At 73.0% G+C, this 26664-nt stretch carries 20 protein-coding genes; 6 read left to right on the forward strand and 14 right to left on the reverse strand.

Features of this window, described 5'->3' with window-relative positions; translation table 11 throughout:
- Positions 1-82: 82 nt before the first annotated feature.
- The gene (locus A6A08_RS23620; protein ID WP_073704827.1) at positions 83-2446 is read right to left on the reverse strand and encodes a glycoside hydrolase N-terminal domain-containing protein; all 2364 of its coding nucleotides are present in this window, start codon (positions 2444-2446) and stop codon (positions 83-85) included.
- 83 nt (positions 2447-2529) lie between these two features.
- Here A6A08_RS23620 and A6A08_RS23625 point away from each other — a divergent pair, with 83 nt between their 5' ends.
- From A6A08_RS23625 to A6A08_RS23635, 3 genes are all read left to right on the forward strand, one after another.
- Positions 2530-4533: a beta-galactosidase gene (locus tag A6A08_RS23625; protein ID WP_073704828.1), complete on the forward strand. Its 2004-nt coding sequence runs from the start codon at positions 2530-2532 to the stop codon at positions 4531-4533.
- Positions 4534-4589: 56 nt separating this feature from the next.
- Entirely contained in the window at positions 4590-5747 is a 1158-nt protein-coding gene (gene xylA, locus A6A08_RS23630) for a xylose isomerase (protein ID WP_073704829.1), read from the forward strand.
- Between the two features lie 210 nt (positions 5748-5957).
- Complete coding sequence (locus tag A6A08_RS23635; protein WP_073704830.1) at positions 5958-6524, forward strand: hemerythrin domain-containing protein; 567 nt, start codon at positions 5958-5960, stop codon at positions 6522-6524.
- Positions 6525-7079: 555 nt separating this feature from the next.
- Here A6A08_RS23635 and A6A08_RS23645 read toward each other — a convergent pair.
- From A6A08_RS23645 to A6A08_RS23675, 7 genes are all read right to left on the reverse strand, one after another.
- On the reverse strand, positions 7080-8510 hold the full coding sequence (locus tag A6A08_RS23645; RefSeq protein WP_073704832.1) for an FAD-dependent monooxygenase: 1431 nt from the start codon (positions 8508-8510) through the stop codon (positions 7080-7082).
- An 86-nt stretch (positions 8511-8596) separates the two neighbouring features.
- Positions 8597-9199: a TetR/AcrR family transcriptional regulator gene (locus A6A08_RS23650; RefSeq protein WP_073704833.1), complete on the reverse strand. Its 603-nt coding sequence runs from the start codon at positions 9197-9199 to the stop codon at positions 8597-8599.
- Between the two features lie 93 nt (positions 9200-9292).
- Complete coding sequence (locus A6A08_RS23655; protein ID WP_073705039.1) at positions 9293-10276, reverse strand: LacI family DNA-binding transcriptional regulator; 984 nt, start codon at positions 10274-10276, stop codon at positions 9293-9295.
- Between the two features lie 183 nt (positions 10277-10459).
- Entirely contained in the window at positions 10460-11218 is a 759-nt protein-coding gene (locus tag A6A08_RS23660) for an ABC transporter ATP-binding protein (protein WP_073704834.1), read from the reverse strand.
- Positions 11215-12219 (reverse strand): iron chelate uptake ABC transporter family permease subunit, encoded by a 1005-nt coding sequence (locus A6A08_RS23665; protein ID WP_073704835.1) that lies wholly within the window; start codon positions 12217-12219, stop codon positions 11215-11217. Before A6A08_RS23665 ends, A6A08_RS23660 begins: the two co-directional genes overlap by 4 nt.
- Entirely contained in the window at positions 12206-13231 is a 1026-nt protein-coding gene (locus A6A08_RS23670) for an ABC transporter permease (protein ID WP_073704836.1), read from the reverse strand. Before A6A08_RS23670 ends, A6A08_RS23665 begins: the two co-directional genes overlap by 14 nt.
- Positions 13232-13235: 4 nt before the next feature.
- Positions 13236-14183: a siderophore ABC transporter substrate-binding protein gene (locus tag A6A08_RS23675; protein ID WP_073704837.1), complete on the reverse strand. Its 948-nt coding sequence runs from the start codon at positions 14181-14183 to the stop codon at positions 13236-13238.
- Between the two features lie 322 nt (positions 14184-14505).
- Between A6A08_RS23675 and A6A08_RS23680 the strand changes: the two genes are divergently transcribed.
- Positions 14506-15627 carry a hypothetical protein gene (locus A6A08_RS23680; protein WP_083609249.1) on the forward strand — a complete coding sequence of 374 codons (1122 nt, stop codon included), beginning with the start codon at positions 14506-14508 and terminating at the stop codon, positions 15625-15627.
- A gap of 22 nt (positions 15628-15649) precedes the next feature.
- On the opposite strand, the gene A6A08_RS23685 is transcribed toward A6A08_RS23680, so the two are convergent.
- Positions 15650-18157 (reverse strand): PEP/pyruvate-binding domain-containing protein, encoded by a 2508-nt coding sequence (locus A6A08_RS23685; protein WP_073704839.1) that lies wholly within the window; start codon positions 18155-18157, stop codon positions 15650-15652.
- Positions 18158-18359: 202 nt separating this feature from the next.
- Between A6A08_RS23685 and A6A08_RS23690 the strand changes: the two genes are divergently transcribed.
- Positions 18360-18656 carry a hypothetical protein gene (locus A6A08_RS23690; protein ID WP_073704840.1) on the forward strand — a complete coding sequence of 99 codons (297 nt, stop codon included), beginning with the start codon at positions 18360-18362 and terminating at the stop codon, positions 18654-18656.
- A 34-nt stretch (positions 18657-18690) separates the two neighbouring features.
- Here the strand turns inward: A6A08_RS23690 and A6A08_RS23695 are convergent, their stop codons facing one another.
- From A6A08_RS23695 to A6A08_RS23715, 5 genes are all read right to left on the reverse strand, one after another.
- The gene (locus A6A08_RS23695) at positions 18691-19353 is read right to left on the reverse strand and encodes a bifunctional 2-polyprenyl-6-hydroxyphenol methylase/3-demethylubiquinol 3-O-methyltransferase UbiG (RefSeq protein WP_073704841.1); all 663 of its coding nucleotides are present in this window, start codon (positions 19351-19353) and stop codon (positions 18691-18693) included.
- 10 nt (positions 19354-19363) lie between these two features.
- Entirely contained in the window at positions 19364-19735 is a 372-nt protein-coding gene (locus tag A6A08_RS23700) for an STAS domain-containing protein (protein ID WP_073704842.1), read from the reverse strand.
- A 352-nt stretch (positions 19736-20087) separates the two neighbouring features.
- Positions 20088-21134, reverse strand: coding sequence for a methylmalonyl Co-A mutase-associated GTPase MeaB (gene meaB, locus A6A08_RS23705; RefSeq protein WP_073704843.1), 1047 nt, complete (start codon positions 21132-21134; stop codon positions 20088-20090).
- A gap of 179 nt (positions 21135-21313) precedes the next feature.
- The gene (gene scpA, locus A6A08_RS23710) at positions 21314-23536 is read right to left on the reverse strand and encodes a methylmalonyl-CoA mutase (RefSeq protein ID WP_073704844.1); all 2223 of its coding nucleotides are present in this window, start codon (positions 23534-23536) and stop codon (positions 21314-21316) included.
- Positions 23533-25518 carry a methylmalonyl-CoA mutase family protein gene (locus tag A6A08_RS23715; RefSeq protein WP_073704845.1) on the reverse strand — a complete coding sequence of 662 codons (1986 nt, stop codon included), beginning with the start codon at positions 25516-25518 and terminating at the stop codon, positions 23533-23535. The genes scpA and A6A08_RS23715 overlap by 4 nt, the downstream gene beginning before the upstream one ends.
- Positions 25519-25898: 380 nt before the next feature.
- On the opposite strand from A6A08_RS23715, the gene A6A08_RS23720 reads away from it, so the two are divergent.
- Entirely contained in the window at positions 25899-26636 is a 738-nt protein-coding gene (locus A6A08_RS23720; protein ID WP_073704846.1) for a hypothetical protein, read from the forward strand.
- Positions 26637-26664: the final 28 nt, after the last annotated feature.

Here is a 26664-nt window from a genome sequence, read left to right on the forward strand (position 1 = left end):
GGACACGAATTCCCCATTAGTCTGGGTAGCCGACTAACTACGCGGCAAGGGGTGTTGGACAAGAAATTTCGAAGCGCTTCGACTACTCATCGGTAACCAGTCGGAATTGCAGGGACACCGCCCGGTCCGGCGCCAGGGACACCCGCCGCCGCGTCCCGTCGGGCAGCCCGACCAGCGTCCGGCGGGGCTCCACCGACCCCAGCCGCGCCGTCCCCCGGCCGCCGGACCACTCCAGGAGCTCCACGACGACCCCGCCGCGCGCACGCAGCCCCTCCACCCGGCCCGAGGACCACTCCCGCGGCAGGGCGGGCAGCAGGTCCAGGCGCCCCTCCGCGGATCCGGCCAGCGTCGCCGCCACGACCGCCGGAAAGCCGCCCCCGATGTCCACGTTGAACAGGCTGCCCCGGTTGTGGGTGGGCACCAGGGTGGGCCGCCAGTAGCGGGTGGACAGCAGCGCCAGGGTCTCGTGCGCCTCGGCGGCCAGGCCGAGGTTGGCCGCCGCCAGGCCCAGTTGGACCAGGCCGAAGGCCATCTCGTCGGACTCCTGGCCGCGCCACCAGTCCAGGCGGGCGCGTACGGCGGTGATCGCCGCCGTGCGCAGCCGGGGCGAGGCGAACGCGGGGTCGGGCTCGTACCAGAGCGGATAGAGGTGGGAGGCGTGCCGGTGGCCGTGCCGCTCGGTCTGCCGGAGCGGTCCGGCCGGACCCGCCCACTCGGCGAGTTCACCGCCCCCGGCGATCCGGTAGCCGGGCAGCCGCGCGCCCAGCCGGGTCCAGCGGCGGGCGCCGGGCTCACCCAGGACGCGGTGCGCCCGCACCAGGTTGCGGACCAGGTCGCGCACGGCGGCCACGTCCATGGTGGCGTTGACGGCGGCCTGCCCGTCGCCGTCGCCCGGGGTGTTCTCGGGCGAGTAGGAGGGGGAGAAGCCCCCGTCGGTGAGGAAGTCCTCGTGGAACTCGGCGGCGGCGGTGAGGAAGGGCAGGGCGCGCTCGCGCAGGAACACGCGGTCGCGGGTGTGGGAGTAGTGGTCCCAGTACAGGCGGGACATCCACGCCGCGCCGGCGGTCCAGCAGGTCAGGCACCACTCGGGGCCGAAGTGGTTGTGCCGCCCGGAGGTGGAGGCGTGCGGGGGAAGCAGGGCGCCCCGGCAGCCGTAGAGCCTCCGGGCGTTCTCGGCGAGGTCCCCGGCCATGCCGTCGAGCAGGTCGAACAGGCCGCCCATCAGCTCGGGCGTGCCGGTGGCGTGCAGCGCCGCGACGGCGGAGGGCAGGTTGCCGTCGAAGGTGTACCCCGACCTCCACGGGGGGTCGTAGGTGCCGCTCCACACCCCCTGGAGGGTGGGCGGCAGGTCGCCGCAGCTGGAGACGATCGCGTACCGTCCGGCGTCGACCAGCCGGGCGACCAGGCCGGGGGTGGGCCCGGCCGCCAGGAGGTCCTCGCCCAGGGCGTCGCGGGCGGGCCCTCCGGAGCCGCCGTCCAGCTCCAGCCGGAACCGGGACATGAGCTCGCCGTGCACCGCCCGGTGGCGGTCGAGCATGCCGTCGAAGGCGGTCCCGGAGGCGGCTCCGCCGGAGGGAGCCCCCGGCACCGGGCCTCCCGGCGTCCCCGGGACACCGGGTTCCGGCCGGGGTGCGCCCGCACGCCCGGAGGTGTCCGGGGCCGCTCGGTCCGCCTCTCCCCGGGCCGCGGGACCGTCCTCCGCTCCGGGGGCGTCCACCCGCACGCGGGCCACGAGCCGGAGCCTCGCGACCCCCCGGAGCTCCAGTCCGGCGCCGTCGGCCCGGACCCGCCCTCCCTCCGCGGTGACGGCGCAGGTCACCGTGTACCCGGCCAGGGTGCCGGGGGGCCGGTCGGGAAAGCCCACCCGCAGGGTGAGCAGGTCGGGGGCGGCCCCGGAGTCCACCGCGAGCCGGACCGGGGGGCGCTCCTCCAGCGGGGTGAGCCGCAGCCGTCCGTCCAGGCCGGCCGGCGAGACGGTCTCGGCGACCACCGCGTCGTCGGCCCGGGAGGCGAAGACCCGGTGCACGGTCCCGTCCGGCAGCTCCTCGGTGACCAGCCCCGAGTCCAGGTCGCAGGTGCGCGTGACCGGCCCGCCTCGGGGGTCGAGTGGCGTGAGGGAGAGTACGGCGGCCCCCACCAGGGGGTCGATCCACCGGGTGTCGGCGTAGCCCGGGTGCTCCTCGGCGGCCGCCGCCACGATCCGCTCGGCCGCGGCACGGGAGCGGCCCCGGCGCAGGAGTTCCCGCAGTTCGGGCAGGAGGCGCGCGGTCCCGGGGGCGGGCAGCGACTCGGTGACGGGAAGGAAGAGCCTCTCGTGTCCGAGGGTGAGGCGGAGCCTGTCGGCCGTGGAGTGCACGAGCGCCCCCTGGCGCCCGTTGCCGGTGACCAGCGCGTCCTCCCAGTCCCCGACGGGGTGGCGGGTGCGGACCTGTCGTGCTTCGGGCATGTGTGCTCCTCGCGTGGGGGGTGTCGCCGAAAAGGTTTTCGCCCTACTTTGTTGGCGCACACACCAAACTAGAAGGAGTCCCCATGTCCTCTCCGCTCTGGTTCGGCGGCGACTACAACCCGGAACAGTGGCCGGAGGAGGTCCAGACGGAGGACGTGGAGCTGATGCACCGCGCCGGGGTCAACCTCGTGACGGTCGGCGTCTTCTCCTGGTCCCTCCTCGAACCGAGGGAGGGCGAGTACCGTTTCGGCTGGCTGGACCGGGTGATGGACCGGCTGGCCGACAACGGGGTCGGGGTCGCGCTGGCCACCCCGACCGCCTCTCCCCCTCCGTGGTTCGGCCTCGCCCACCCCGACGCGATGCCGGTGACCGCCGACGGCACCAGGCTCACCCACGGCAGCCGCGACACCTATGACGTGTGCGCCCCGGCCTACCGGGAGGCCTCCGTCCGGATCGCCCGGGCCCTGGCCGAGCGGTACGCCTCCCACCCGGCGCTGCGGATGTGGCACGTGCACAACGAGTACGGGACCTGGTCCCACTCCGAGCACACCGCACGGGCCTTCCGCGAGTGGCTGCGCGGGCGCCACGGCGACCTGGACCGGCTCAACACGGCGTGGACGACGGCGTTCTGGAGCCAGCACTACTCGGAGTGGGAGCAGGTCCAGCCGCCGCGCGCCACCCAGTACCTGCCCAACCCGGCTCAGGTACTGGACTTTCGCCGGTTCCTGTCCGACGCGATGCTCGACCACTTCCTCTCCCAGAGCGGCGTGCTGCGCGCCGCGCGCCCGGACGTGCCGGTCACGACCAACCTGGCGTTCGGCGACTGGGTCCCGGTGGACCCGTGGCGGTGGGCCGAGCACGTGGACCTGGTCGCCGTGGACGACTACCCGGACCGCACGGGAGCGGGCGGAGCCGAGCAGACCGCCTTCGCCGCCGACCTGGCGCGCTCGTGGGCGGAGCGGGTGCCCGGCCCGGGGCGTCCGTGGGTGCTGATGGAGCAGGCGGCCGGGGTGACCTACACCGGTGAGGCCACACGGCCCAAGGCCCCCGGCGAGACCGTGCGGCACAGCCTGGCGCACGTGGCCCGGGGCTCGCGGGGGGCGATGTTCTTCCAGTGGCGGGCCTCGCGGGGCGGCGCCGAGCAGTGGCACTCGGGGATGGTGCCGCACGCCGGGCCGGACTCGCGGGTGTTCCGCGAGGTGTGCGAGCTGGGGCGCCTCCTGCCCCGGGTGGCGGAGGTCCGCGACGCCGACGTGGTGGCCGACGCGGCCCTCACCTGGGATCCGGAGTCGTGGTGGGCGCTGGGCAGTCCGTCGCTGCCCTCTCGGGACGTGGACTACCTGGAGGCGGTGCGCCAGGCGCACCGGGTCCTGTGGCGGTCGGGACGCACGGTGGACATGGTGCGCCCCGACCGGGACCTGCCCCGGGTTCCGCTGCTGGTGGTGCCCGCGCTGTACCTGCTGTCGGACGCCGCGGCCGAGCGGCTGGCCCGCTACACCGAGGACGGCGGGACCCTGGTGGTGACCTTCCTGAGCGGGGTCGCCGACCCGGACGGGACCGTGCGCACCGGCGGTTACCCGGGCGCGCTGAGGGACCTTCTGGGAGTGCGGGTGGAGGAGGTGTACCCGCTGCCGCCCGGTGAGTCGGTGGGCATGGACCTCGGTTCGGTACGGGAGGAGGTGACGCTGTGGAGCGAGCACGTCCACCTGGCGGGGGCCGAGGCGGTGGCGCACTACGCGGGCGGACCGCTGGACGGACTCCCGGCGGCGACCCGGCGGCGCCACGGCGCGGGCGAGGCCTGGTACCTGTCGGCGCGGCTGACGGACCGGGGACTGGCCCGGCTGCTGGCGGAGGCGGCGGGGACGGGCCCCTTCCCCGAGCCGGGGCTGGACGTGGTGCGGCGCGTGGACCGGGACGGGGCCTGGGTGTTCGTCACCAACCACGACAACCGGCCGCGACGGATCGATCCGGCGCGGTTCGGGCTGGACTCGGGAGCGCGCGACCTGGTGTCGGGCGCCTCGGCGGAGGGGATGGCCCTGTCCGGAGGCGGGGTCGCGGTCCTGCGCGGCCACCCCGTTGACAATTAGTTGGGAAACTAGACAAACTAATGCGGAGTCCCGCGCCTACCTCAGGAGACACGATCATGAACGACTACCGGCCTGTGCCCGCGGACAGGTTCACCTTCGGCCTGTGGACCGTGGGATGGCGCGGGGTGAACACCTTCGGCGACCCCGTGCGGCCCCCGCTCGACGGGGCGGACGCGGTGCGCCGCCTCGCCGACCTCGGCGCGTACGGGATCACCTTCCACGACGACGACCTCATCCCGCCCGGCAGCTCGGACACCGACCGCGAGGCCATCCTCAAGCGGTTCCGGACCTCCCTGGACGAGACCGGCCTCGCCGTGCCGATGGTGACCACCAACCTGTTCACGCACCCGGTGTTCCGCGACGGCGGGTTCACCTCCAACAGCCGCGACGTGCGCCGCTACGCCATCCGCAAGGTCATCCGCAACATCGACCTGGCGGTGTCGATGGGCGCGAGGACGTACGTGTGCTGGGGCGGCCAGGACGGCGCCGAGACCGAGGCCGGCAAGAACGACGCCGCCGCCCTGGACCGGCTGCGCGAGGCCTTCGACATCCTGTGCGGCTACGTGCGCGAGCAGGGCTACGACCTGCGGTTCGCCATCGAGCCCAAGCCCAACGAGCCGCGCGGCGACGTGCTGCTGCCGACGGTCGGGCACGCCCTGGCCTTCATCAACGAGCTGGAGCACCCCGAGATGGTCGGGGTCAACCCGGAGGTCGGCCACGAGCAGATGGCCGGGCTGAACTTCGCGCACGGCGTCGCGCAGGCGCTGTGGTCGGGCAAGCTGTTCCACATCGACCTCAACGGGCAGCGCGGGGTGAAGTACGACCAGGACCTGCGCTTTGGCGCCGGCGACGTCAAGGAGGCGTTCTTCCTGGTCGACCTGCTGGAGAGCGCGGGCTACGACGGCCCCCGGCACTTCGACTTCAAGCCGCCGCGGACCGAGGACATGAGCGGCGTGTGGGAGTCGGCGTCCGCGTGCATGCGCAACTACCTGATCCTGAAGGAGAAGGCCAAGGCCTTCCGCGCCGACCCCGAGGTGGCGGAGGCGCTCAAGGCGTCGCGCGTGCCCGAGCTGTCCCAGACCACGCTGGGCGAGGGCGAGTCCCTGTCCGACCTGCTCGCCGAGGAGATCGATCTGGAGCAGGTGGGCGAGCGCGGCTACCACTTCGAGCGCCTGGACCAGCTCGCCCTGGACCACCTCTTCGGCGTGCGCTGACCCGTGCCGGGGCTCCCGCCCCGGAGCGCTGGGCCGCCCGGCGGGCGGCCCGGCGCCGTGTCCCGGGCGTGTGCGAGGACCGGGACACGGCCCGGACCAGGCCCGGGTCGGAGAAGTCGGGGAAGCGGTGGCCGGTCGGGCCGACGTCTGAACACCGGGCCCGTGGGTAGTGGCGATGGTCGCAGTGACACCACCGAAACGGAGGCGAACATGGCCGAGGACGCCGTCACCCTGATCATGAAGGACCACCGGACGATGGAGGAGCTGTTCGACCGGCTCCAGTCCGAGCCCGACCAGCGGCCGCGCCTGCTGGAGGAGATCGAGGCGATCCTCACCGCGCACAGCCGTGCCGAGGAGGACGAGGTGTACCCGGCCGCCGCCAAGGCCGCCGGTGAGGGGCCGGAGGTCCACCACGGCACGGAGGAGCACCAGGAGGCCGAGGAGCTGCTCCAGAAGCTGAAGGACTGCGACCCGAACAGCAAGGAGTTCGAGAAGCGGTGCAAGAAGTTCGTCGACGCGGTCAAACACCACGTCGAGGAGGAGGAGAGCGACGTCCTGCCCGGCCTCAGGGAGGCCGTGAGCGAGAAGCGCGCCCAGGAGCTGGGTAAGGCGTTCTGGGAGCGGCGCGAGCAGGAGCTCAAGCGCTTCGACCTCGGGGGAAGGGTCCCCAAGCAGCGGGAGCTCTACGAGGAGGCCCAGGAGCTGGGCATCAAGGACCGCTCCAAGATGAACAAGGAGGAGCTGGCCGAGGCCGTGCAGAGGGCCAGGCAGCACTGATCCCCTCCGGGCACCGGACGTGGAACGGCCCCGCCGGGCTGCTGCCCGGCGGGGCCGTCACGTGTGCTGGACCGATGCGGCGGTCGCCTCACGGCGCGGGGCACAACACGGCTCCTGCCGCCCTTGCGGGCGCGGTATTCCGTGAAGGCTATGTGTGGAGCCCGGGGGACACTTGCTACCGCACCGTCCAGCACCCCGTACAACGGGAGGGGCCGGGTCGGTATTCCGCGTCGGAGGAATCGTTTCCGAGTGTGTTCCGACGCGGTCCCCGCGGCCCCCGGCCGGGGCCGGTCCGCACGAACGGGCACGTCGGAGCCCCCGCGCGGTCGGGATGTCCGGGCGCTTCCCCGGACGGGCCCCGCGCTACCGGCCCGCCAGCCGCGCGGAAGCAGTCCCGTACGGGTGCGGGATCGATGCTGTCGCCCCGGTGGGCGACGTACTTGTCCGGCCGGACGAGGTACAGGCTGGGTCGGCGCACTCCGTACCGGTGGTGGGCCTCGCTGCGCATGTCCGCCATGACCCCGTCGACGGGCTCCGCCGGCAGGTGGCCGCGTGTCACGACGTGGACCTCCCCGTACCCGTCCATGGCCTCGCGGCCGGCGGCCGCCCAGGAGGCCAGGGTGGCGGGGTCGGCCACGTCGGCGGCGAACAGCACCAGGTGGTGCCCGGGGCCCCGGTAGACGTGCCGGAGCGCCCTGATGCCCGTGCGGGTTTCGAGGTAGGCGTCCCGGACCACCTCCCCGGCCCCGGGCCCGGCGCCGGAACCGTCGCTCCACGCCGGGGCCCCGATCCGTCCCATCTCTCGGAGACGAGCGCGCTGTCGCGGTAGTTGACCAGGTGTTCCCCCAGAGTGTTCGACAGTCGCCGCTGGGCGGGGTTGGACCGTCCCAGCAGACGCAGCGCGTGGTGGCGCGCCCGGCGTAGTGCGGGGTTCCTCGCGGTGGCGACACGGGTGGCGGTGGACGTGGCCTCGACCACGGCCCGGGCCACGGGCCGCCGTTCCTCCTCGAAGCTGTCCAGCAGGGAGGGGGTGGCACGGCCGGTGGCCACCAGTGCGAGTTTCCAGTCCAGGTTGTAGGCGTCCTGCATTCCCGTGTTCATGCCCTGGCCCCCGATCGGGCTGTGGCTGTGCGCCGCGTCGCCCGCGAGCAGCACCCGGCCGTGCCTGAACCGGTCGGCGAGCCCCTCGCGCACCACGAACGCCGAACTCCACCGCAGGTCGCGAAGGCGCGGGTCCAGCGGAGTGCGCCGACCGACGTAGGCGGCGTGGTCGCTCAGGCCGGGGTCCCCGGGCGGGTTGTCGTCGGGTGTGTTGGCCAGGATGCGCCAGTGGCCGCCGACCATCGGGAAGACGGCCAGGATGCCGCCCGGGCCGAAGAACGCGTGGAAGCGGTCCCTCTCCAGGTCCCAGTCGGCCGCCACGTCGCCGAGGATGAAGCCCCGGTGCAGGTCGGCGGTCTCCCAGCCGAAGCCCGCCGTGCGGCGCACGGTGCTGTGCGCTCCGTCGCACCCGACCAGCCACCGCGCCGTGTGGTGCTCGACGCGGCCGTCCCCGTGGACGAGCTCCGCGGTGACGCCGTCCCCGTCGGCTTGGCGGGAGGCCAGGCGCGTGTTCCATTCGACGGAGACGCCCAGCTCCTCGGCCCGCTCCCGCAGCAGCCCGACCGTTCGCCACTGCGGGATGCACAGGTCCATCGGGAACGGCGAGTCCAGGGCCGACAGGTCCAGGTCGGCCAGGGTGGTGCCCCCCTGGTGGAAGGACAGGCGACGCAGGGGCAGGCCCCGCTCGACGGCGGCCTCGGCCAGTCCGATGTCGTCCAGCATCTCCAGTGACCGGGCGACGACCGCCACGGCCCTGCTCTCGCGCATGTCCGGGGGACCCGCGTCGACGACGCGGGGGACCACCCCGCGCCGGGCCAGCTCGCTGGCCAGCACCAGCCCGGTGGGGCCCGCACCCACGATGAGGACGTCGTCGTCGGTACTCAAGGCAACCTTCAAGAACGAACGTTCGTTCTCTCAATATGAGCACGAAGGCGCCGCCCCTTCAAGAGCGAACGTTCATTCTCTGAGTTTCACCGGCGGGGCGGGGCGCCCATCAGAGCCCTCAGCCCGTCCCGGAACGCCGTCGGGTCGGCGTCGCCGTAGACCGCGCGCCGGACCACGAAGCCGTCGACGAAGGCGATCAGGGAGTCGGCCACACTCTCCGGTGGAACGTCGGAGGAGAGCCGCCCCTGCTCCTGGTGCCGGGCCGCCATACGGCTGATCAGGGCGCGCACCTCGTCCATGACCTCCTGCAACCGTGTCGCCAGGGACGGTGACCGCAGGGCCTCCGCCCAGATCTGGACGAGCAGTCCGGCCGATTCCCGTGACACCGCCAGCGAGGGCCCGTCACCACGCAGTACGAGGTCGACGAGGTCGTCCAGGTCCGGGGGACGCGCGCCGTCCCGAGCCGTGAACGCCTCCGTGACCTCGGCGAGGGCCTCGGAGGCGATCGCCCCGATGATGGCCTCCTTGCCGCTGAAGTAGCGGTAGACCGCGCCCGCCGACAGACGGGCCTCCGCCAGCAGGTCCTGCATGGACGTGGCGTGGAAGCCGTTGCGGACGAAACAGCGCCGTGCGGCGTCCAGAATCTGCCGACGGCGCGCGTCCAGGTGCTCCTGGGACATTCGAACCATGGCACCAACGTAGAACGAGCGTTCCTTCCGCGACAAGGCGAGGCCGCCGCCACACGGGGCGCCGCTCGGGCCGCCGGGTTCCGAAGTCCTGGATCAGACCGGGGAGGCGGTGCTCTCCCGGGCGGTCAGCCTCGGCTCCAGCAGGGTGACCCCGGGGTGCGCGGGGCCGTCGATCTTGTCCATGAGCAGGCCGACCGCACGGGCTCCGACCTCCTCGGCGGGCAGGTCCACCGAGGTCAGCGGCGGTCCCCCGGGAGGAACGGGGCCGATGGCGGCCACGGACAGCGCGGGGGGAGTGCGGCCGTGCTCGGCGAAGGCGTCGAGCAAGGGACCGACCGAGGGCTCGTTGTGCACGATGAGGCCGGTGGTTGCGGGCCGTTCGCGCAGGAGCTCCTCCGCGACACCGCGCGCGGTGTCCGGCGAGCAGGGGCGCAGGGTGGCGCGGACGCCGCGCTCGGCGGCCGCGAGCTCGAAGCCGGTGACGGTGCGCTCGGCGAACCCGGTCCGCCGCTCGTAGACCGAGGGCGGCTGGCCGACGAAGGCGATGTCGGTGTGGCCGAGGTCGGCGAGGTGGTGCACGCAGGCCGCGCCCGCGGCGGCGAAGTCCAGGTCCACGCAGGTCAGGCCCTCGGTGTCCTCGGGGACGCCGATGAGGACCGAGGGCAGGTCCAGTCCGCGCAGAACGGGCACGCGCGCGTCGTCGGCCTCCACGTCCATGACGATGACGCCGTCCACCATGGCGCTGCCGGCGACCCTGCGCAGTCCGTCGGGCCCCTCGCCCTGGGTGAGCAGGAGGACGTCGTGGTCGTGCGCGCGGGCGGCGGTGACGACGGAGACGGCGAAGCGCATGGCGACGGGGACGTGCACGTCCTCGCGCAGCGGGATGACCAGGGCGATCACGTTGCTGCGGCGGCTGGCCAGGGAGCGCGCGCCCGCGTGCGGCTGGTAGCCGAGGGCCTCGATGCTCTCGCGCACCCGGCGCCTGGTGGACTCGGAGATCGACCGCTTGCCGCTGAGGACGTAGGAGACCGTGCTCGGCGACACACCGGCGTGCCGGGCCACATCGGAGATCCGCACCGTGCCGTCCCGTCCCTCGTCGAACCGATTCGAGGAGATGTTACGCACCCCACCACCCTGGCGCAACGCCGCGTGCACCGCCAGGGGATACGGGACGGCGCGGTCAGCCCTCTCCCCGACCGGCGCCCGAGGGTTCGGGACGGCTGCGGCCACAGAGTTCCCGGACCCGGCCTCCCCCGCGGGTCATCGGTAGTAGACGCCGATCCGGGATCCCGCGATCTCCTCGACCCGCACGTCCAGGTCGAACACGTCACCGAGCACCTCGGGCGTCATGATCTCCTCCGGAGTACCGGTGTGGACGACCCGGCCGTCGCGCATGGCCACGATCCGGTCGGAGTAGGCCGAGGCGAAGTTGATGTCGTGGATGACGATCACGATGGTCCGGCCGAGCGCGTCGGCGGCCCGGCGGATCTGCCGCATCATCGACACGGCGTGCTTCATGTCGAGGTTGTTCAGCGGCTCGTCGAGCAGTACGTAGTCGGTGTCCTGGCACAGCACCATCGCCACGTACGCGCGCTGGCGCTGGCCGCCGGACAGCTCGTCCAGGAACCGGTCGGCGAGCGGGACCAGGTCCAGGAACCCCAGGGCCGCCTCGACCTGCGCGTGGCACTCGGCGGTCAGCCGCCCCCGCGAGTGCGGGTAGCGGCCGAAGCGGACCAGGTCGCGCACGGTCAGCCGGGTGGTGAACCGGTTCTCCTGGCGCAGGATCGACAGCTTCCGGGCCATGTCCCGGCCGGGCGCCGAGGCCACGTCATCCCCGTCGACGGTCACACGTCCCCCGTCGGCCCGGAGCAGGCGGCCGATGATGGTGAGCATCGTGGACTTGCCCGCGCCGTTGGGCCCGATGATCGAGGTGACGCCGCCTCGCTCGATCCGCAGGCACACGTCCCGCAGGACGGTCTCGGCCCCGTAGGCCTTGGTGAGGTCGGTCAGTTCGATCAACGCGCGGCCTTTCGCATCAGGAAGTACAGGAACAGGGCGCCCCCGGTGAACTCGATGACGACGCTGAGCGTGCCCGCGTGCCCGAGGAGGTGTTCGAGGACGAACTGTCCGCCGACCAGGGCGCACAGGCCCACGAGGAAGGCCACCGGAAGGACGTACCGGTGCTCGTGGCGGCCGGTGACCTGGTAGGCGAGGGTCGCGGCCATGAAGCCGAAGAAGGTCATCGGCCCGACCAGCGCGGTGGACACCGCGGTGAGCAGGGCGACGGCCACCAGGATCCGGACGGCCGCGCGGGTGTGGTCCACCCCCAGGCTCACGGAGGTGTCCCGGCCCAGCGCGAGCACGTCCAACAGCCGGTGCCGGCGCCACACCAGGACGCCCACGAGCACGACGACGACCGCGACCCAGGGCAGCAGGTCGGGGTCGGCGCGCGTCAGCCGGGCGAACAGGCGGCCCTGCAGTGCGGTGAACTCGTTCGGGTCGAGCAGCCGCTGCATGAGCTGGGAGAGGCTGGTGAACAGCACGCCCAGGACGATGCCGACCAGCAGCATCAGGTGCAGGCCGCCGAACCCGTCGGTGAACAGGCGTCTGAACAGGAGCAGCGCGAAGAGCACCATCAGGGCGGTCTGCGCCAGGAACGCCGCCACCGGCGGCAGCGCGCTCAGGCCCGCGACGCCGAACACGAAGACCAGGCACGTCTGCACCAGGACGAACAGGGACTCCATCCCCATGATGGAGGGGGTGAGGATGCGGTTGTCCGTGACAGTGTGGAACAGGACCGTGGAGACCGCGCCCGCGAAGGCCACCACGAACATGGTGAGGACGACGGCGGAGCGGCGCTCGACCACGTAGGCGACGTCACCGGTCACCCCGTGGGTCAGATAGGCGACCGTGCACCCGGCGGCGGCCGCGGCCAGCAGCGCGATCCTCGCCCAGACCGGGAGACGGCGGGCGGGGGCGGCACCGCGGACGGGGGCGGCGGAGCGTTCAGCGACCGGCATGTGGACTCCTCCGCAAGAGCATGAACAGGAACACCGCCGCGCCCACGACGCCCAGGACGCTGCCGACGGGGATCTCGAAGGGCGCGCGGATGGTCCGGGAGAGGATGTCGCAGAACACGAGGACGCCACCGCCGAGCAGGCAGACCCAGGGAACCCCCCTGCGGACGTGGTCTCCGACCGCCATGCTGACCAGGTTGGGAACGATGAGGCCGAGGAAGGGCAGGCTCCCGACGACGGACACCACCACGCCGCTGACGACGGCGACGATGCCGACGCCCGCCGCCATGACGGTGCGGTGGTTCAGACCGAGGCTGCGGGCGATGTCGCGGCCCAGCCCGGCCACGGTCAGGCGGTCGGCGATGAGATAGGCGGTCAGGGCGAGGAGGCCGACCAGCCACAGTTGTTCGTAGCGGCCCCGCATGACCCCGGAGAAGTCTCCGGACTGCCAGACGCCCAGGGTCTGGAGGAGGTCGTGGCGCAGCGCGACGAAGGTGGTGACCGAACTGATCACCGCGCCGAGCATGATGCCGACCAGGGGGACGACCAGCGAGGACCTCAGGGCGACGCGTCGGAGCACGCCGAGGAACAGGGCGGTACCGGCGAGCGCGGCGACGCAGGCCACGGTCATCTTCACGGGCAGCGGCGCACCCGGGAAGAAGAGGGTGACCAGCAGGATGCCGAGGGCCGCCGACTGCACCGTGCCCGCGGTGGAGGGCTCCACGAAGCGGTTCTGGGTGAGCATCTGCATGATCAGGCCCGCGACGCTCACCGCGGCACCGGCCAACAGCAGGGCGAGGGTGCGCGGGACACGGCTGACCAGGAACAGCCCACGGGCCTCCGGGTCGCTCAGGAGCCGGGCCGGGGTGATGTCCCCGGCACCGGTGAACAGGCTGGCCACGGACAGGGCCGAGACCGTGAGCACGGCGAGGACGAGGACGGAGCGCGGGGTGCGCCCGCCCGGGGAGGGGGCGCTTCGCCGGTCCCCGGGCGCGGCGGCGGTCGTGGACGTCACCGGATCAGGAGAGGGCGGCGTCGATGTCGTCGATGGTGTTGAGGTGCGCCTGGATGCCGCCGACCAGGTACAGCTCCGCGGAGTCGAGGTAGAGGACCTGGTCCTCCTGGGCCGCGGTGGTGCGGTCGACCAGCTCGTTGTCGAGCACCTGCTCGGCCGGGGAGGCGCCCTCCGTGCCGATGGCGTTGTCGCGGTCGATCACGTAGAGCCAGTCGGGGTCGGCCTCGGCCAGGGCCTCGAAGGACATGGCCTCGCCGTGGCGGGCCTCCTCGTTGACGATCTCGATGGAGGGCTCCAGGCCGAGGACGTCGTAGAAGAAGCCGAAGCGGGAGCCGGGGCCGTAGGCGCTGATCTCACCGGCGTTGGACATGAGGACGAGGCCGTCGCCCGACTCGGCGACCTTGGCGCCGACCTCCTCGACGCGGCTCTCGAACTCGGTGACGAGGGCATCGGCCTCCTCGGCCCTGTCGAAGATCTCACCGTAGGCGGTGGTGCGCTCGGAGATGCTGCCGAGGATGTCGGCGGAGTCGAGGGACATGTCGATGGTGGGGGCGATCTCGGCGAGCTCTCCGGTGACGGCGGAACTGCGCCCGCCGCTGATGATCAGGTCGGGGTCGAGAGCGGCCACGGCCTCGAAGTCCGGCTCGAACAGGGAGCCGACGTTGGCCACGTCGTCGCTCTCGGCGTAGTCGGCGAAGAGCTCCGGGACGACGTCGGCGGAGGGGATGCCCGCGACGTCCACTTCGAGGGCGTCGAGGATGTCGAGCTGGGCGTTGTCGAAGACGACCACGGTCCCGGGGTCGCGGGGAATCTCGACCTCACCGTTCTCGGCCTCGACGGTGACGGTCTCGGCCGGTTCCGTGGTGTCCGCCTCCGTCTTCGTCGAGCATCCGGCCAGGACCAGGACCGAGAGGGGGACCAGGGAGAACAGGGGGAGGAAACGTGGGGACACGACGGCTCCAGACACAGGGGAATCCCGCCAAAGTTCGGCAAGGCTTGGCTTAGTAAGGCAAGGCTAAGGTTACACGCCTCCCAAAACACGACAAACCACCCCCCCGGGTTGGTACGTGACCCCGAGGTGGTGGTGAGGTCCGCCGCCTCACGCGCACGCGCCCCCGCGCCGACCGTGGCCGGGGTGAGGGGGCGGCACCGGTCCGTGCCCATCGGTTGCGTTAGCGTGATCCGCGGATTCCCGGCTGGACAGCCGCACACACCACCGGCCCAGGCTCTCCGCGCCCTTTCACCGGGATCTCGGACGAACCTCGTGGGGGACAGTGACACGCAAACGCAAGAGGCACCACCTGCGACGCCGTCCAGACGCCTGGGGGACCAGACCGGCCGAGCGCGGCGAACGCCGTCCCCGGACCTGGGACTTCGAGCTCATCCGGATCTGGACCTGGGTGGTGGCCAGCGTGGCCATGGCACTGGCCCTGTTCGGGGCGATGGGCGGAATGGCCCTCAACGCCCTGGTCCACCCGCTGGTCGCGGACGCGGCCTTCGCCCTGGGCGGCCGGACCGCCGAGGCGCGGGTCACCGGTGTGGTGGAGGGCGAGGCACGTGTGGCTTTCACCGTCGACGGCGAGCGGGTGGAGACCGCGGCCATCGGAACCTACGATCCCCGCCACGATCCCCGTGACGTGGAGGTCCGCTACCTGGCGGAATCCCCGCACGATGCGGCTCTGGCAGGCCACGACGCCTCCTGGGCGCCTGCGCTGCTTTCCGGGCTCGCCCTGGGCGGACCGCTGTCCTGGTTGTTGGTCCGCACCTGGTACAGGAGCGGGACCCCGCCCGCCCTCAGGGCCCGCCTGCGAAGGCAGGCCCCGGCCCTGCCGGTCGTTCGGTGGGCGGTTCCGGCCGTACTGTGCCTCTGTGCCGGCGCCTTGCTCTGCGCGTGGCCGTACCTGAACGCCGCTCCCGAGGAGATGGTGCGCCTCGATCCCTCGTTCACCTGGTTCGCGGCGGGAACGGCCGTGCTCCTGGCCGCTGTGCCACTGGCCTGGCGGGCGGTCGCACGCCACGCGGCCCTCAACCGTGCGGCCCTCCCCGCGCGCCCGCATTCTCCGGCAAGGGAGATACGGGTGAAGGCGGCCGTGGTTCTGGGATGCCTGCTGGTCCTGGTGGGGCCGGGGCACCTGTTGGCGGAACGTCTGCGGAATGAGGCGGCCCTGTCGTCCGGACCGACGGTTCGGGGGACCGTGGAGGCGGTCGACAAGAGCAGCAGGAGGGGCTGCTGGTTCTCTGTGCGGGTCTCCTACCGCATGGAGGGCCTTCCCCACGAACGCACGCTCAGCGTCCGCTGCCCCGGCCAGAGGGGCCACACCGTCGGCCACACGGTCCTTCTGGAGACGAGTTCCACCGAGCCCACCCTGGTGAGGATCGCGGACCGTCCCGGGTAGCCTCCGGCTACCAGGTGCGGTCCTACGGCGCCTGCGTCTCCCCGGGACCCCGCGGGGCCTCCGCGTCCCCCGGCACCCCCGGCTCCTCCAGACGAATGGTCCCGGCACCGCCGTCGATGGTGACCATCTGGCCGTCACGGAGCAGCTCGGTGACGCCGGGCACGCAGATCACGGCGGGAATGCCGTACTCCCGGGCGACCGTGGGCCCGTGCGCCATGGTCGAGCCGGTCTCCACCACCAGCCCTCCGGCGGTCATGAACAGGGGCGTCCACCCGGGGTCCGTGGTCTGCGCGACCAGGATCTCCCCCGGCTCCAGCGAGGCCCCCGCCGGGTCGTGGACCACCCTGGCCCTGCCGGTCGCGGTCCCCGACGAGGCGGGCACGCCGACGAACTCCCCGTCCCCGCCCGCGGGCAGGGCGGGCAGGGCCGTCTCGACGTCGGTGCCGTCGGACAACAGGAGCGGGGGCACCCGGCGGCGCCGCCGCTCGCGCAGGTACTCCGCGCGGCGCTCGGCGACCAGCGCGCGCTGGTCCGCTCCGTCCACCAGTGCGCGCGCCTCCGGGAGCCGGAGGAACATGATGTCGTCGGGCCGGTCCAGCCGGCCCTCCCCGGCCATCCGCTCCCCGACCAGGAGGAGCTGGCGGCGCGTCTCGGCGATCGAGTACAGCCAGGCGAACTTGGGATACTCCCGCATCCCGGCCAGGGCGCGCGCACGCCCGAAGAAGAAGTCCGACAGGCGCGCGCGGACCGGGCGGGTGTCCATCGCGCGCCCGACCAGTTCGCCGCGCACACGCTCCGCCTCGGCCACCGCGCGGGCGAACCTGCGGTCCGGCGCCTGCTCGGGGTCGGTCACCCGCAGGTAGTTGGCGAGCGCCGTGAACAGGGGCGCGGGGTCCTCCGACCAGCGGGGCACACCGGCGTCGATCTCGGCCGCGCCCCGGTGCCCGTACCTCTCCAGGAAGCCGCCGAGGCCGATGTCGGGGAGCGTCCCCGCGCGGTACCGGTCCGCCAGCTCCTCCGGAGGGGTGTCCCGCAGCAGGTCCCGGTGCTCGCGCGCCCCGACCGCCAGCCGCCACAGCGCGAGGTCCATCTCGGTGGTGACGTTGTGCGGCATCCCGCCGAGGACGGCGGCGACCTCGCCCGGTTCCGCGATCCCCCGGAGCAGCAGGTCGGGTGCCCTGGCGGAGAGGAGGCCGACGTACAGGGGCCCCATCATCGGGATCAGGCCCCGCGTCAGCGCGTGGCTCTGGACGGCCGTGGCGTGGTCCAGCCGGTCCCGGGCCGTGACCACGTGCTCCGGGGTACGGGAGGCCCGCTGACGCATCGACTCCCCCGCCCGCAGCATGCGGCGCCTGGCGTCGTCGGGGTCGGCGAGCGCGGCCGCGCCCCGGGCGATGACGCCCCCGGCGAGCAGCAGCGCCCGCACGGCTACCCCCGCCGCCCCGCGCGGGTCGATCCGCCCTCCGTGGCGCGGAGCGAAGCGGGGGTCGTCCAGGAGGGAGCGCATGGCCGCCGAGGCCCGGGGACCGTAGAGGGCCATGCCGTCCGGCATCGAGCCCCGGGTCCAGCGGTTGCGCAGGAGGGGGGTCAGGTCGAGGTAGAACCTGCCTCCCACGTCGACCATCATGCCGCCCTCGCCGTCGGGATCGACGTCGGCTCCCAGGGCGCCGAACCACGCGGCGGCGACGGCCTTCAGCGCGGACATGCCCATCGGGGTGAAGGGGCGGAGCATGCCCTGCATGTGCCCGCCCTCGAAGTAGACGCGGGGGCCGTCGTCGTGCCGGGGAGGCAGGGGGAAGAGGGTGGTGATCGCCCGGGACTGGAGGAACCAGGGGGTCCCGTCCCGGTCGAGGGCCCACTCGATGTCCTGCGGCGCACCGAGGTGGTCCTGGAGCCGCTCCCCCGCCGCGCGCAGCGCCTCCACCTCACGCGGGGACAGGCACCCGTCGCCGGGGCCCTCGGTCGCACCGTCCGCGGCCACGACGTAGTGGTCGGGCCGGACCGTGCCGTCGACCACGGCGGTGCCCAGGCCCGGGACGGCGTCCACGACGGTCTCCCCCCGCGTGCCGGTGACCGGGTTGGCGGTGAACAGCACGCCCGCCGCGCGCGGCTCGACCATGCGCTGCACGACGACGGCCATGTGCGCCGCGTCGTCGTCGATGCCCCGGTCGCGCCGGTAGGCGACGGCGCGGTCGGTCCACAGGGAGTCCCAGCACCGCCGGACGGCCCTGAGGAGGTCGTCGGTGCCCTCGACGTCGAGGTAGGTGTCCTGCTGGCCGGCGAAGGAGGCGTCCGGGAGGTCCTCCGCGGTGGCGCTGGACCGCACCGCCACCCGCCCCCCGCCGAGGGCCTCGTAGGCGGCGGCCACCTCGCCGGTCGGCAGTGTCCCGGAGCGGTGGGCCTCGGTGGTCACGCAAAATCCCGGCGGGACGCGCTCCCCGGCGGCGATCACCCCGCCCAGGCCGACGGCCTTGCCGCCGACCAGGTCGATCATGCCCTCATCGATCCGGTCCAGTTCCACCACGAGCACGGCGTCACCTCCGACTGTCCTGCCGTTCCCCATACTCCCCGCCGGAGCGAGGGTTTTCCACAGGGAAGGGCGCGCTGTGGAGAACTCCCGCGCCGAGTCCGTCGTCCTACGGCGCACAGGCGGGCGGCCGGCGACCGTGTCGACACGCAGAACCGACCGGCGTCAGGGTCCGACATGCAGTCATCCCCAGGAAAGACCCCGGATGTTCGATCTCTCCCTCGTCTTCTACACCCTGTCCTCGCTGCTCGAGGGCGTCCACGTGGTGATCGGGGTCGTCGTGCTGGCCCTCACCGCCAAGGTGGCCACCGACCGCAAGGGGCTCGTCGCGGCGGGCGGCATCGTGTTCGGCATCGGTGCCCTCGGCGACGTGGTGACCCGGGCATGGGTCTTCTACGTCCTGTACCTGGGCCCGCTCACCGATCCACTGTCCGGTCTGCCGTTCGTACTCCGCTCCGACGGCGGGGGTTCCGGCGGAGGCGACGGTGGCGGCGGTTCCTGAGCGCCGCCCACGCGCGTCCGGCTCCCGTCCGGGGTCAGTCCGGGCGCCTGTACACCAGGGAGTAGCGCCAGAACAGCAGCCGCCTCAGCCGGGCGCCGGGCAGGCGCCCGGCGGCCTGCGCCGCGATCTCACGCAGGCTCATCCGCGGATCGCGCACGGGCATCTCGGCCGTGGGGCCCGCGCTGTGGAGATCGGGCACACCGGTGAGCAGGCGTCCGAGGGCCATGCCGGCCCCGACGGCCCACTGCGGCCCCAGGGCGGCCAGACTCGTCGCGGCATCGGCCGCGCTCTCCTCGCGGTACAGGCCGAGGACGGCCAGCGTGCCGCCGGGGGCGAGGACGGCGGCCATCCGTTCGAGCGAGGGCCCGAACGGCATGTGGTGGATGCTGGAGACCGCGCTGACGAACCCGTATCCCCCCGGAACCGGGTCCGTCTCCTCCAGGGAGGCCACGCGGTACTCGACCGGCAGCCGCGACGGCGTCCACCGGCGGGCCACGGAGATGATCCGCGGCTCCGGATCGACGGCGTCGACGGTGATGCCCCGGGAGGCCAGGACCCTGGCGAACCGGCCGCCGCCGCACCCGACGTCGAGCGCTCGGGTGCAGTGCGGGGGCACGTGTCGGAGGAGGTGGCCGTGGTAATGGCTGTTGTGGTCCCAGGAGAGGTCGAGGGAACCCGGGGGGAGGAGTCGGCTCATGCGCCGGAGGCTATCCGGCCTGGCGCTTGGCCTCCAGAGCCTCCATCGCGGTCACGGCGGTGGCCACGGTCTGGTGGACCGGGACCTGGCGGTGCAGGCCGACCAGGCGGACGACCTTGGTGACACGTTCGTTCAGCGCGGCCAGCGCCAGCGATCCGCCCAGCTCGCGGACGGTCCTGTAGGCGTTGATGATGACGTTCAGACCGCTCGAGTCCATGAAGTCCAGACCGGACAGGTCCAGGATCAGCCAAGGACCGTGGTCGTTGATCGCGGACTGGATGTGTTCCTGGAGGTCGGCGGCGGTCGCGATGTCGAGTTCCCCCTCGATCGCGACGATGACGCTGCGGCTCTCTACCCGCGTGCTCAGCCCAAGCCTGTGCACGTTCACTCCTCCCGGCCCCACGTTGAGATGGTGAGGGGTCCCTTCGTTTAACCATACGCAGACTGGCGGACCGCGCCCGCCCGGTCCGGCACCACTCCCACAGAACCGGACCAACGAGGGGAGAACGCTTACACGTCCGCGAACCTGGTAAGTCGTTGGACACACACGGTATAAGCGAACCGCCCGTTCGGGAATGGCATACCGGAAGAAATTTTCGCCTCCTGGGCACGAACCCCACCAAGAGTACTCGGTATGACACGTTTACCGTGGGTTATTTCACGACATGGAACGCACCCTGGACACGTGTTCATCGAACATCGACCCTATCAGGGACGACACGGCTACTATGTGTTCATCCACCTGGGGAATGGTCACCCTGGGTGAAGGATTCCAGCAGCGTGCGTGCGGCCAGGGTGGCCGTGGTCCTTCCCGAGCGCACCTCGGCCTCCATGCGCGGAAGGAGCTCCGCCACCGCCGGGTCGCGCAGGAAGGTGTCCATCAGCCGGTCCCGGACCTGGTCCCACATCCAGCTGACCCCCTGGTGGCTGCGGCGCTCGGCGAGGGCGCCGCCGCGCTCCAGCACCGCGCGGTGCTCCACCACGGTGTCCCACACCTCGTCCAGCCCCTCACCGGTCATCCCGCTGCATGTCAGCACCGGCGGACGCCAGTCCGGGTGGACCGGCTGGAGCAGCCGCAGCGCCCGCGACAGCTCGCGGGCCGCCTTGCGCGCGTCGCCGGCGTGCGGGCCGTCGGCCTTGTTGACCGCGACCACGTCCACCAGCTCCAGCACGCCCTTCTTGATGCCCTGGAGCTGGTCGCCCGTGCGGGCCAGCGTGAGGAAGAGGAAGCAGTCCACCATGGCGGCCACCGCGACCTCGGACTGGCCGACACCCACGGTCTCCACGAGCACCACGTCGAACCCGGCCGCCTCCATGAGCAGCATGGTCTCCCGGGTGGCCCGGGCGACCCCGCCCAGGGTCCCCGCCGTGGGTGAGGGGCGGATGAACGCGTCCGGGTCCACCGCCAGGCGGGCCATCCGTGTCTTGTCGCCCAGGATGCTGCCGCCGGTGCGCGTGGAGGAGGGGTCCACGGCGAGTACCGCCACCCGGTGCCCGGCCCCGGTCAGGCTGGTGCCCAGCGCGTCGATGAACGTGGACTTGCCGACGCCGGGGACGCCGGTGATCCCGACCCGGTGGGCCTCGCCGGTGTGCGGCAGGATCCGGACGAGCAGCTCCTGCGCCGCCCGGGCGTGGTCCGGGCGCCGGGACTCCACGAGCGTGATCGCGCGCGCCAGCGTGGGCCGGTGCCCGCCCAGGACCCCCTCGGCGAGGGCGTCCACGTCCACGGGGCGGCGCCGCCCCGAACCGCGCGTTCCCCGCGCGCCACCCCGGTCGTCCACGCTTTCCCCCTTTTGTTCCGGTTCTCGGGCCGCGTACGGTCACTCCCTGGTGGGGGGCCGTCGAGGCCGGCCCCTCCGCGGTGCGCCCGGCGGCGGTGGTCCTGCTCCCGGCGGCACTGCCGGCGGTCGGGAGCGCCACCGGCATCAGGGCCTCCCGGCGGGGGCTCCCGTCCACCGACCTAGCCCAGCCGCTCCTCCAGCTGGTCGAGCAGGTCGACTGCGGCGTCGGCGATGACCGTCCCGGGCGGGAAGATCGCCGACGCGCCCGCCTCCCTCAGCGGCGCGAAGTCCGCCGGGGGGATGACCCCGCCGACCACGATCATGATGTCCTCGCGGCCGAGTCCGTCCAGCTCCTCGCGCAGGGCGGGGACCAGCGTGAGGTGCCCGGCCGCGAGCGAGGACACCCCGACCACGTGCACGTCGGCCTCCACCGCCTGGGCGGCGACCTCGGCCGGGGTCTGGAACAGCGGGCCGACGTCCACGTCGAAGCCCAGGTCGGCGAAGGCGGTCGCGATCACCTTCTGGCCGCGGTCGTGCCCGTCCTGGCCCATCTTGGCGACCAGGATGCGGGGACGGCGGCCCTCCGCCTCGGTGAACTCGTCCACCCGCCGGGCCACGCGCTCCATGAGCCCCGCCGTGTCGGCGCTTCCCGACGCCTCGTCCCTGTACACACCCTGGATGGTACGGATCTGCCCGGAGTGGCGGGAGAAGACCCGCTCCATGGCGTCGGAGATCTCGCCGACGGTGGCCTTGGCCCGGGCCGCGTCGACCGCCGCCGCCAGGAGGTTGTTGTCCAGGCTCTCGTCCGCCCTCGACTCGCGTCCGGCGGCCTCGGTGAGCGCGTCGAGCGCGGCGCGCACCCGGGCCTCGTCCCGCTCATCGCGCAGGCGGCGCAGCTTCTCCAGCTGCTGGGCGCGCACCCGGGAGTTGTCGACCTTGAGGACCTCGATCTCGTCCTCGGTGTCGGGGCGGTACTTGTTGACGCCGATCACCGGCTGGCGGCCGGAGTCGATGCGGGCCTGGGTGCGGGCGGCGGCCTCCTCGATGCGCATCTTGGGCAGCCCCGCGTCGATGGCGGCGGCCATGCCCCCGGCCTTCTCGACCTCCTGGATGTGCGCCCACGCCTTGGCCGCCAGCTCCTGGGTGAGCCGCTCCACGTAGTAGCTGCCGCCCCAGGGGTCCACCACGCGGGTGGTGCCGGACTCCTGCTGGAGCAGCAGCTGGGTGTTGCGGGCGATGCGCGCGGAGAAGTCGGTGGGCAGGGCCAGCGCCTCGTCCAGGGCGTTGGTGTGCAGCGACTGGGTGTGGCCCTGGGTGGCGGCCATCGCCTCCACGCAGGTGCGGGCCACGTTGTTGAACACGTCCTGGGCGGTGAGCGACCACCCCGAGGTCTGGGAGTGGGTGCGCAGGCTCAGCGACTTGTCCCTGGTCGCGCCCAGGTCCCTGACCAGGCGCGCCCACAGCAGGCGGGCGGCGCGGAGCTTGGCGACCTCCATGAAGAAGTTCATGCCGATCGCCCAGAAGAACGACAGGCGCGGCGCGAACGCGTCCACGTCCAGCCCGGACCGCTGTCCGGCGCGGATGTACTCCACCCCGTCGGCCAGGGTGTAGGCCAGCTCCAGGTCGGCCGTGGCCCCGGCCTCCTGCATGTGGTAGCCGGAGATGGAGATCGAGTTGAAGCGCGGCATCCGCCGCGAGGTGTAGGCGAAGATGTCGGAGATGATCCGCATCGACGGCTGCGGCGGGTAGATGTAGGTGTTGCGGACCATGAACTCCTTGAGGATGTCGTTCTGGATGGTCCCGGACAGCTTCTCCGGGGGCACACCCTGCTCCTCGGCGGCCACGATGTACAGCGCCAGGACCGGCAGCACCGCGCCGTTCATGGTCATGGACACGCTCATCCTGTCCAGCGGGATGCCGTCGAACAGCTGGCGCATGTCGTAGATGGAGTCGATGGCCACGCCCGCCATGCCGACGTCGCCCGCCACACGGGGGTGGTCGGAGTCGTAGCCGCGGTGGGTGGCCAGGTCGAAGGCGACCGACAGCCCCTTCTGTCCGGCGGCCAGGTTGCGCCGGTAGAAGGCGTTGGACTCCTCTGCCGTGGAGAACCCGGCGTACTGGCGGATCGTCCAGGGCTGGTTGACGTACATGGTCGGGTAGGGGCCGCGCAGGTAGGGCGGGATGCCCGGCAGCCCGTCCACGAAGTCCAGGCCGGCCCGGTCGGCGGGCGTGTACAGCGGTTTGACGCCGATGCCCTCGGGGGTCTCCCACTCCAGGGCGTCGGCGGCCTTGCCGGTGCCGGCCTCCAGTGCACGCTGCCAGGCGGCCGCGCCGCCTTCCGGCGCGGTGCCCTCGGAGAACCCGGGGAGTTCCGGGGCCACGGTGGAGAAGTCGGGGATCATGCGTGCGCCCCCTGGGCTGTGGCGGACGTTTCCGGTGGATCGGTGAGCAGGACCTCGGCGAGGTCGGTGAGGAGGGCGACGGCGTCGCACCCCCGGTGGGCGAAGACGTCCACCCCGGCCTCGCGGTAGGCGTCGTCGGGCGCGCCCGCGAGCAGGACCCGTCGGGCTCCCGCGCCCTTGAGCGCCCGCGCGGCGGCCTCGGCGTCCTTCGCGTACACCTCGTCGGAGGAGCAGATGACGGCGACGCGGCTGCCGGAGGCGGCGAAGGCCTCCGTGACGGCGGCGGCGCCGTCGAGCGGGCCGGGGTTCTCGGCCGCGATGCCGCCCGCGGCGAGCAGGTTGGCCGCGAAGGAGGCGCGGGCGGTGTGCGCGGCGACCGGGCCCAGCGTGGCCAGGAAGGCGGTGGGCCGGCGTCCGGTGTCACCCGCCTGGGTGTCGCTGCGGTCGCGCAGGGCCTCGTACTCCTCGGCGTAGCGGCGCACCGGGAAGCCGCCGGGGGCCGGTACGCCTGAGTGGGACCGCGCCGCGGGCGTCGTCCGGGTGTGGTGGAGGGCGACGGGCTGGCGGGCGGGGTCGGCGGGCCGGACCAGCGGGGTCTCGTCGGCGTCGGGGAACTCGCTGACGCCCGTGAGCGGGGCGCGGCGGTGGGCCAGGTCGAGGCGGCGGCGCGCCCACACCGCGTCCACCCGCTCGCGCAGGAGGCCCTGCTCGAGGGCCTCGGCGGCACCGCCCGCGGCCTCCAGCTCCTGGAAGAAGGCCCAGCCCGCCCGGTACAGGTCGCGGGTGAGCGCCTCGACGTAGAAGGAGCCCCCGGCCGGGTCGATGACCTGCGCCAGGTGCGACTCCTCGATGAGGAGGGACTGGGTGTTGCGGGCGATGCGGCGGGCGAAGTCGTCGGGCAGGCCCACGGCGGAGTCGAAGGGCGCGACCGTGACCGAGTCGGCGCCGCCCACTCCGGCGGCGAAGCAGGCCACGGTGGTGCGCAGCATGTTCACGTGCGGGTCGCGGCGGGTCATCATCGCCTCGGAGGTGGCGGCGTGCAGGCGCATGGCGCGCTGGTCGGCTGGCACGCCGCTGGCGGCCAGCACCTGGTTCCACATGGCGCGGACGGCGCGCAGCTTGGCGATCACCGAGAACTGGTCGGCGCTCGCGGCCATGCGGAACTCGACGCGCCGGGCGGCGTCGGGCAGGTCCAGCCCGGCGGCGTGCAGGGCGCGCAGGTAGGCGGTGCCCGCGGCGACGGCGAAGCCGAGCTCCTGGCCGTCGGAACCGCCCGCGTTGTGCACGAGGGTGCCGTCGGCCACGACCAGGCCCAGACCGGGGCGCCCTTGTGCGCGGTCCACGGCGAAGCGGACGGGGTCCATGACGTCGGGGCGCTCACCGGCCCGGGCGGCGGTGGTGAGGGGGTCCACCCCCAGGTGGGAGGCGATCCGGCCGTCGGGCACACCGGCGTCGGCGTGGGCGCCGAGCAGCGCGTCGGCGGCGTCCGCGTAGCCGGCGCCGGGGTCCAGGACCACGGGCGCGAGGTCGAGGTGGACGTCGGTGAGGGCCTCGCCGAGCGCGGACGCGGGCAGGCCGGTGCCGCCGACGGCGATCCACAGGGAGCTGACGCCGTTCATGAGGTCGTTGTGCAGGCGGCGCCGCAGGACGGCCGGGTCGGCGTCGGTGTGGCGGGCGCGGATGTCCCAGCCCTGGGAGACTCCCCCGTCGGGCCGGTAGCCCCGTACGAAGGGGGGCAGCCCGGGGAATCCGGGGTCGGCGGCCGGGGGGTCGGCGGTGTGGAGGGGCTCGATGTCGAACCCGTCGTAGGTGTGCGTGGCGAGTACCGACTCGGGTGCGTCGGCGAGCCGCTCCTCGGGGACACCGCTCTTGCGCAGCACCCCCGAGACGAGTTCACGCCACCGCTCGTGTGTGGCGGCCGGGAACCCACCGGCCAGGTTGGGGGCGCCGGATCCGGTGGCCCCGCTCTCAGGGACGTCCATATATCGGATGGTAGGGAATCGCGTTCGGTCTCGGGGCCCCGGGGTGTGCGTGCGGGGGGCGTGGCCGTACCGCTTCGGGAGTCTGGAGTGACATGCGGCACACCATCGGCGCGGGGTGGAACCGGTGCGTTCCGGGGGTGCGCGCTCCGTGCCTGCTCACCACGGAGCCGGGCACGCACGGGAGGCCGTGGGCCCCTTCGGGGAACTGGGTTTCACGAAAACGACACCATGTACTTTCTTTCAGTGAGGTGGGACATACTCCGGGTGTCCGACGAACCGACACAGAGTGACGGAGGACGGACACACAGGCCACCCCACGCGCTTTGCGGCCTGCGGCACCTTTCACCCCCCACTCCCCACCAAGGATGAAAAGGACAGAAATGCCCTTCTTCCCCCGTGACAGCCGCCTCTCCCTCACTCCGGTGGCTTCCCTCACCCTCGTGCTCGCCCTGTCCGCCTGCGGCGGGGAGGAGCCCGCCCAGGCCTCGGCCCCCTCGGAGGAGACCGCCGAGGACACCGCCGCGGAGGGCGGCCCCGCGGACCAGCTGTCCCAGGAGGAACTCGCGGGACTCCTCGTCGAGAAGCCCGTCCCCTCCTCCAGACCCCAGATGGACGAGTCCGCCCTGCCGCCCGAGCCCGAGGACTCCGCGCCCCTGCCCGAACGGGTGGCCTGGCTCCTGCTGGCGGAGGTGTCCCGCAAGGCCTCCCACGTCGCCCCGGGCTCCGCCGCCGTGTGCCCCGAGCGGATGGAGGAGGTCGCCGGGCGCAGCTACACCTGCACCCTCTCCTACGGCGGCCTGGACATGCGGTTCCCGGCCCTGGCCGAGGACGGCGGCGGAGGCGTCGGCTTCCGGTTCGAGTACCCGGAACTGCCCACCGTGCGCGGGGTCGTCGAGGACACCATCCGCTTCGACCACGGCGTCGAGGAGGTGTACTGCGACATGGACGACGTCGTGGCCGTCGTGCCGGGGGCGGACCGGGCCCCCTACCTCTGCTACGCCGCGGACGGTGGCGACGCGTCGGTGGAGGACTCCCCGGACGCGGCGATCACCCCCTACGAGGTCTATGTGCTCGTCGGCGGCACCCTGGCCACCTACCCGTACCTGAGCGGGGAATAGGGGGCGCGCGGACCGGGAGGAGCGGAGG

It is taken from the genome of Nocardiopsis sp. TSRI0078 (genome assembly GCF_001905145.1).
GTDB lineage: Bacteria > Actinomycetota > Actinomycetes > Streptosporangiales > Streptosporangiaceae > Nocardiopsis.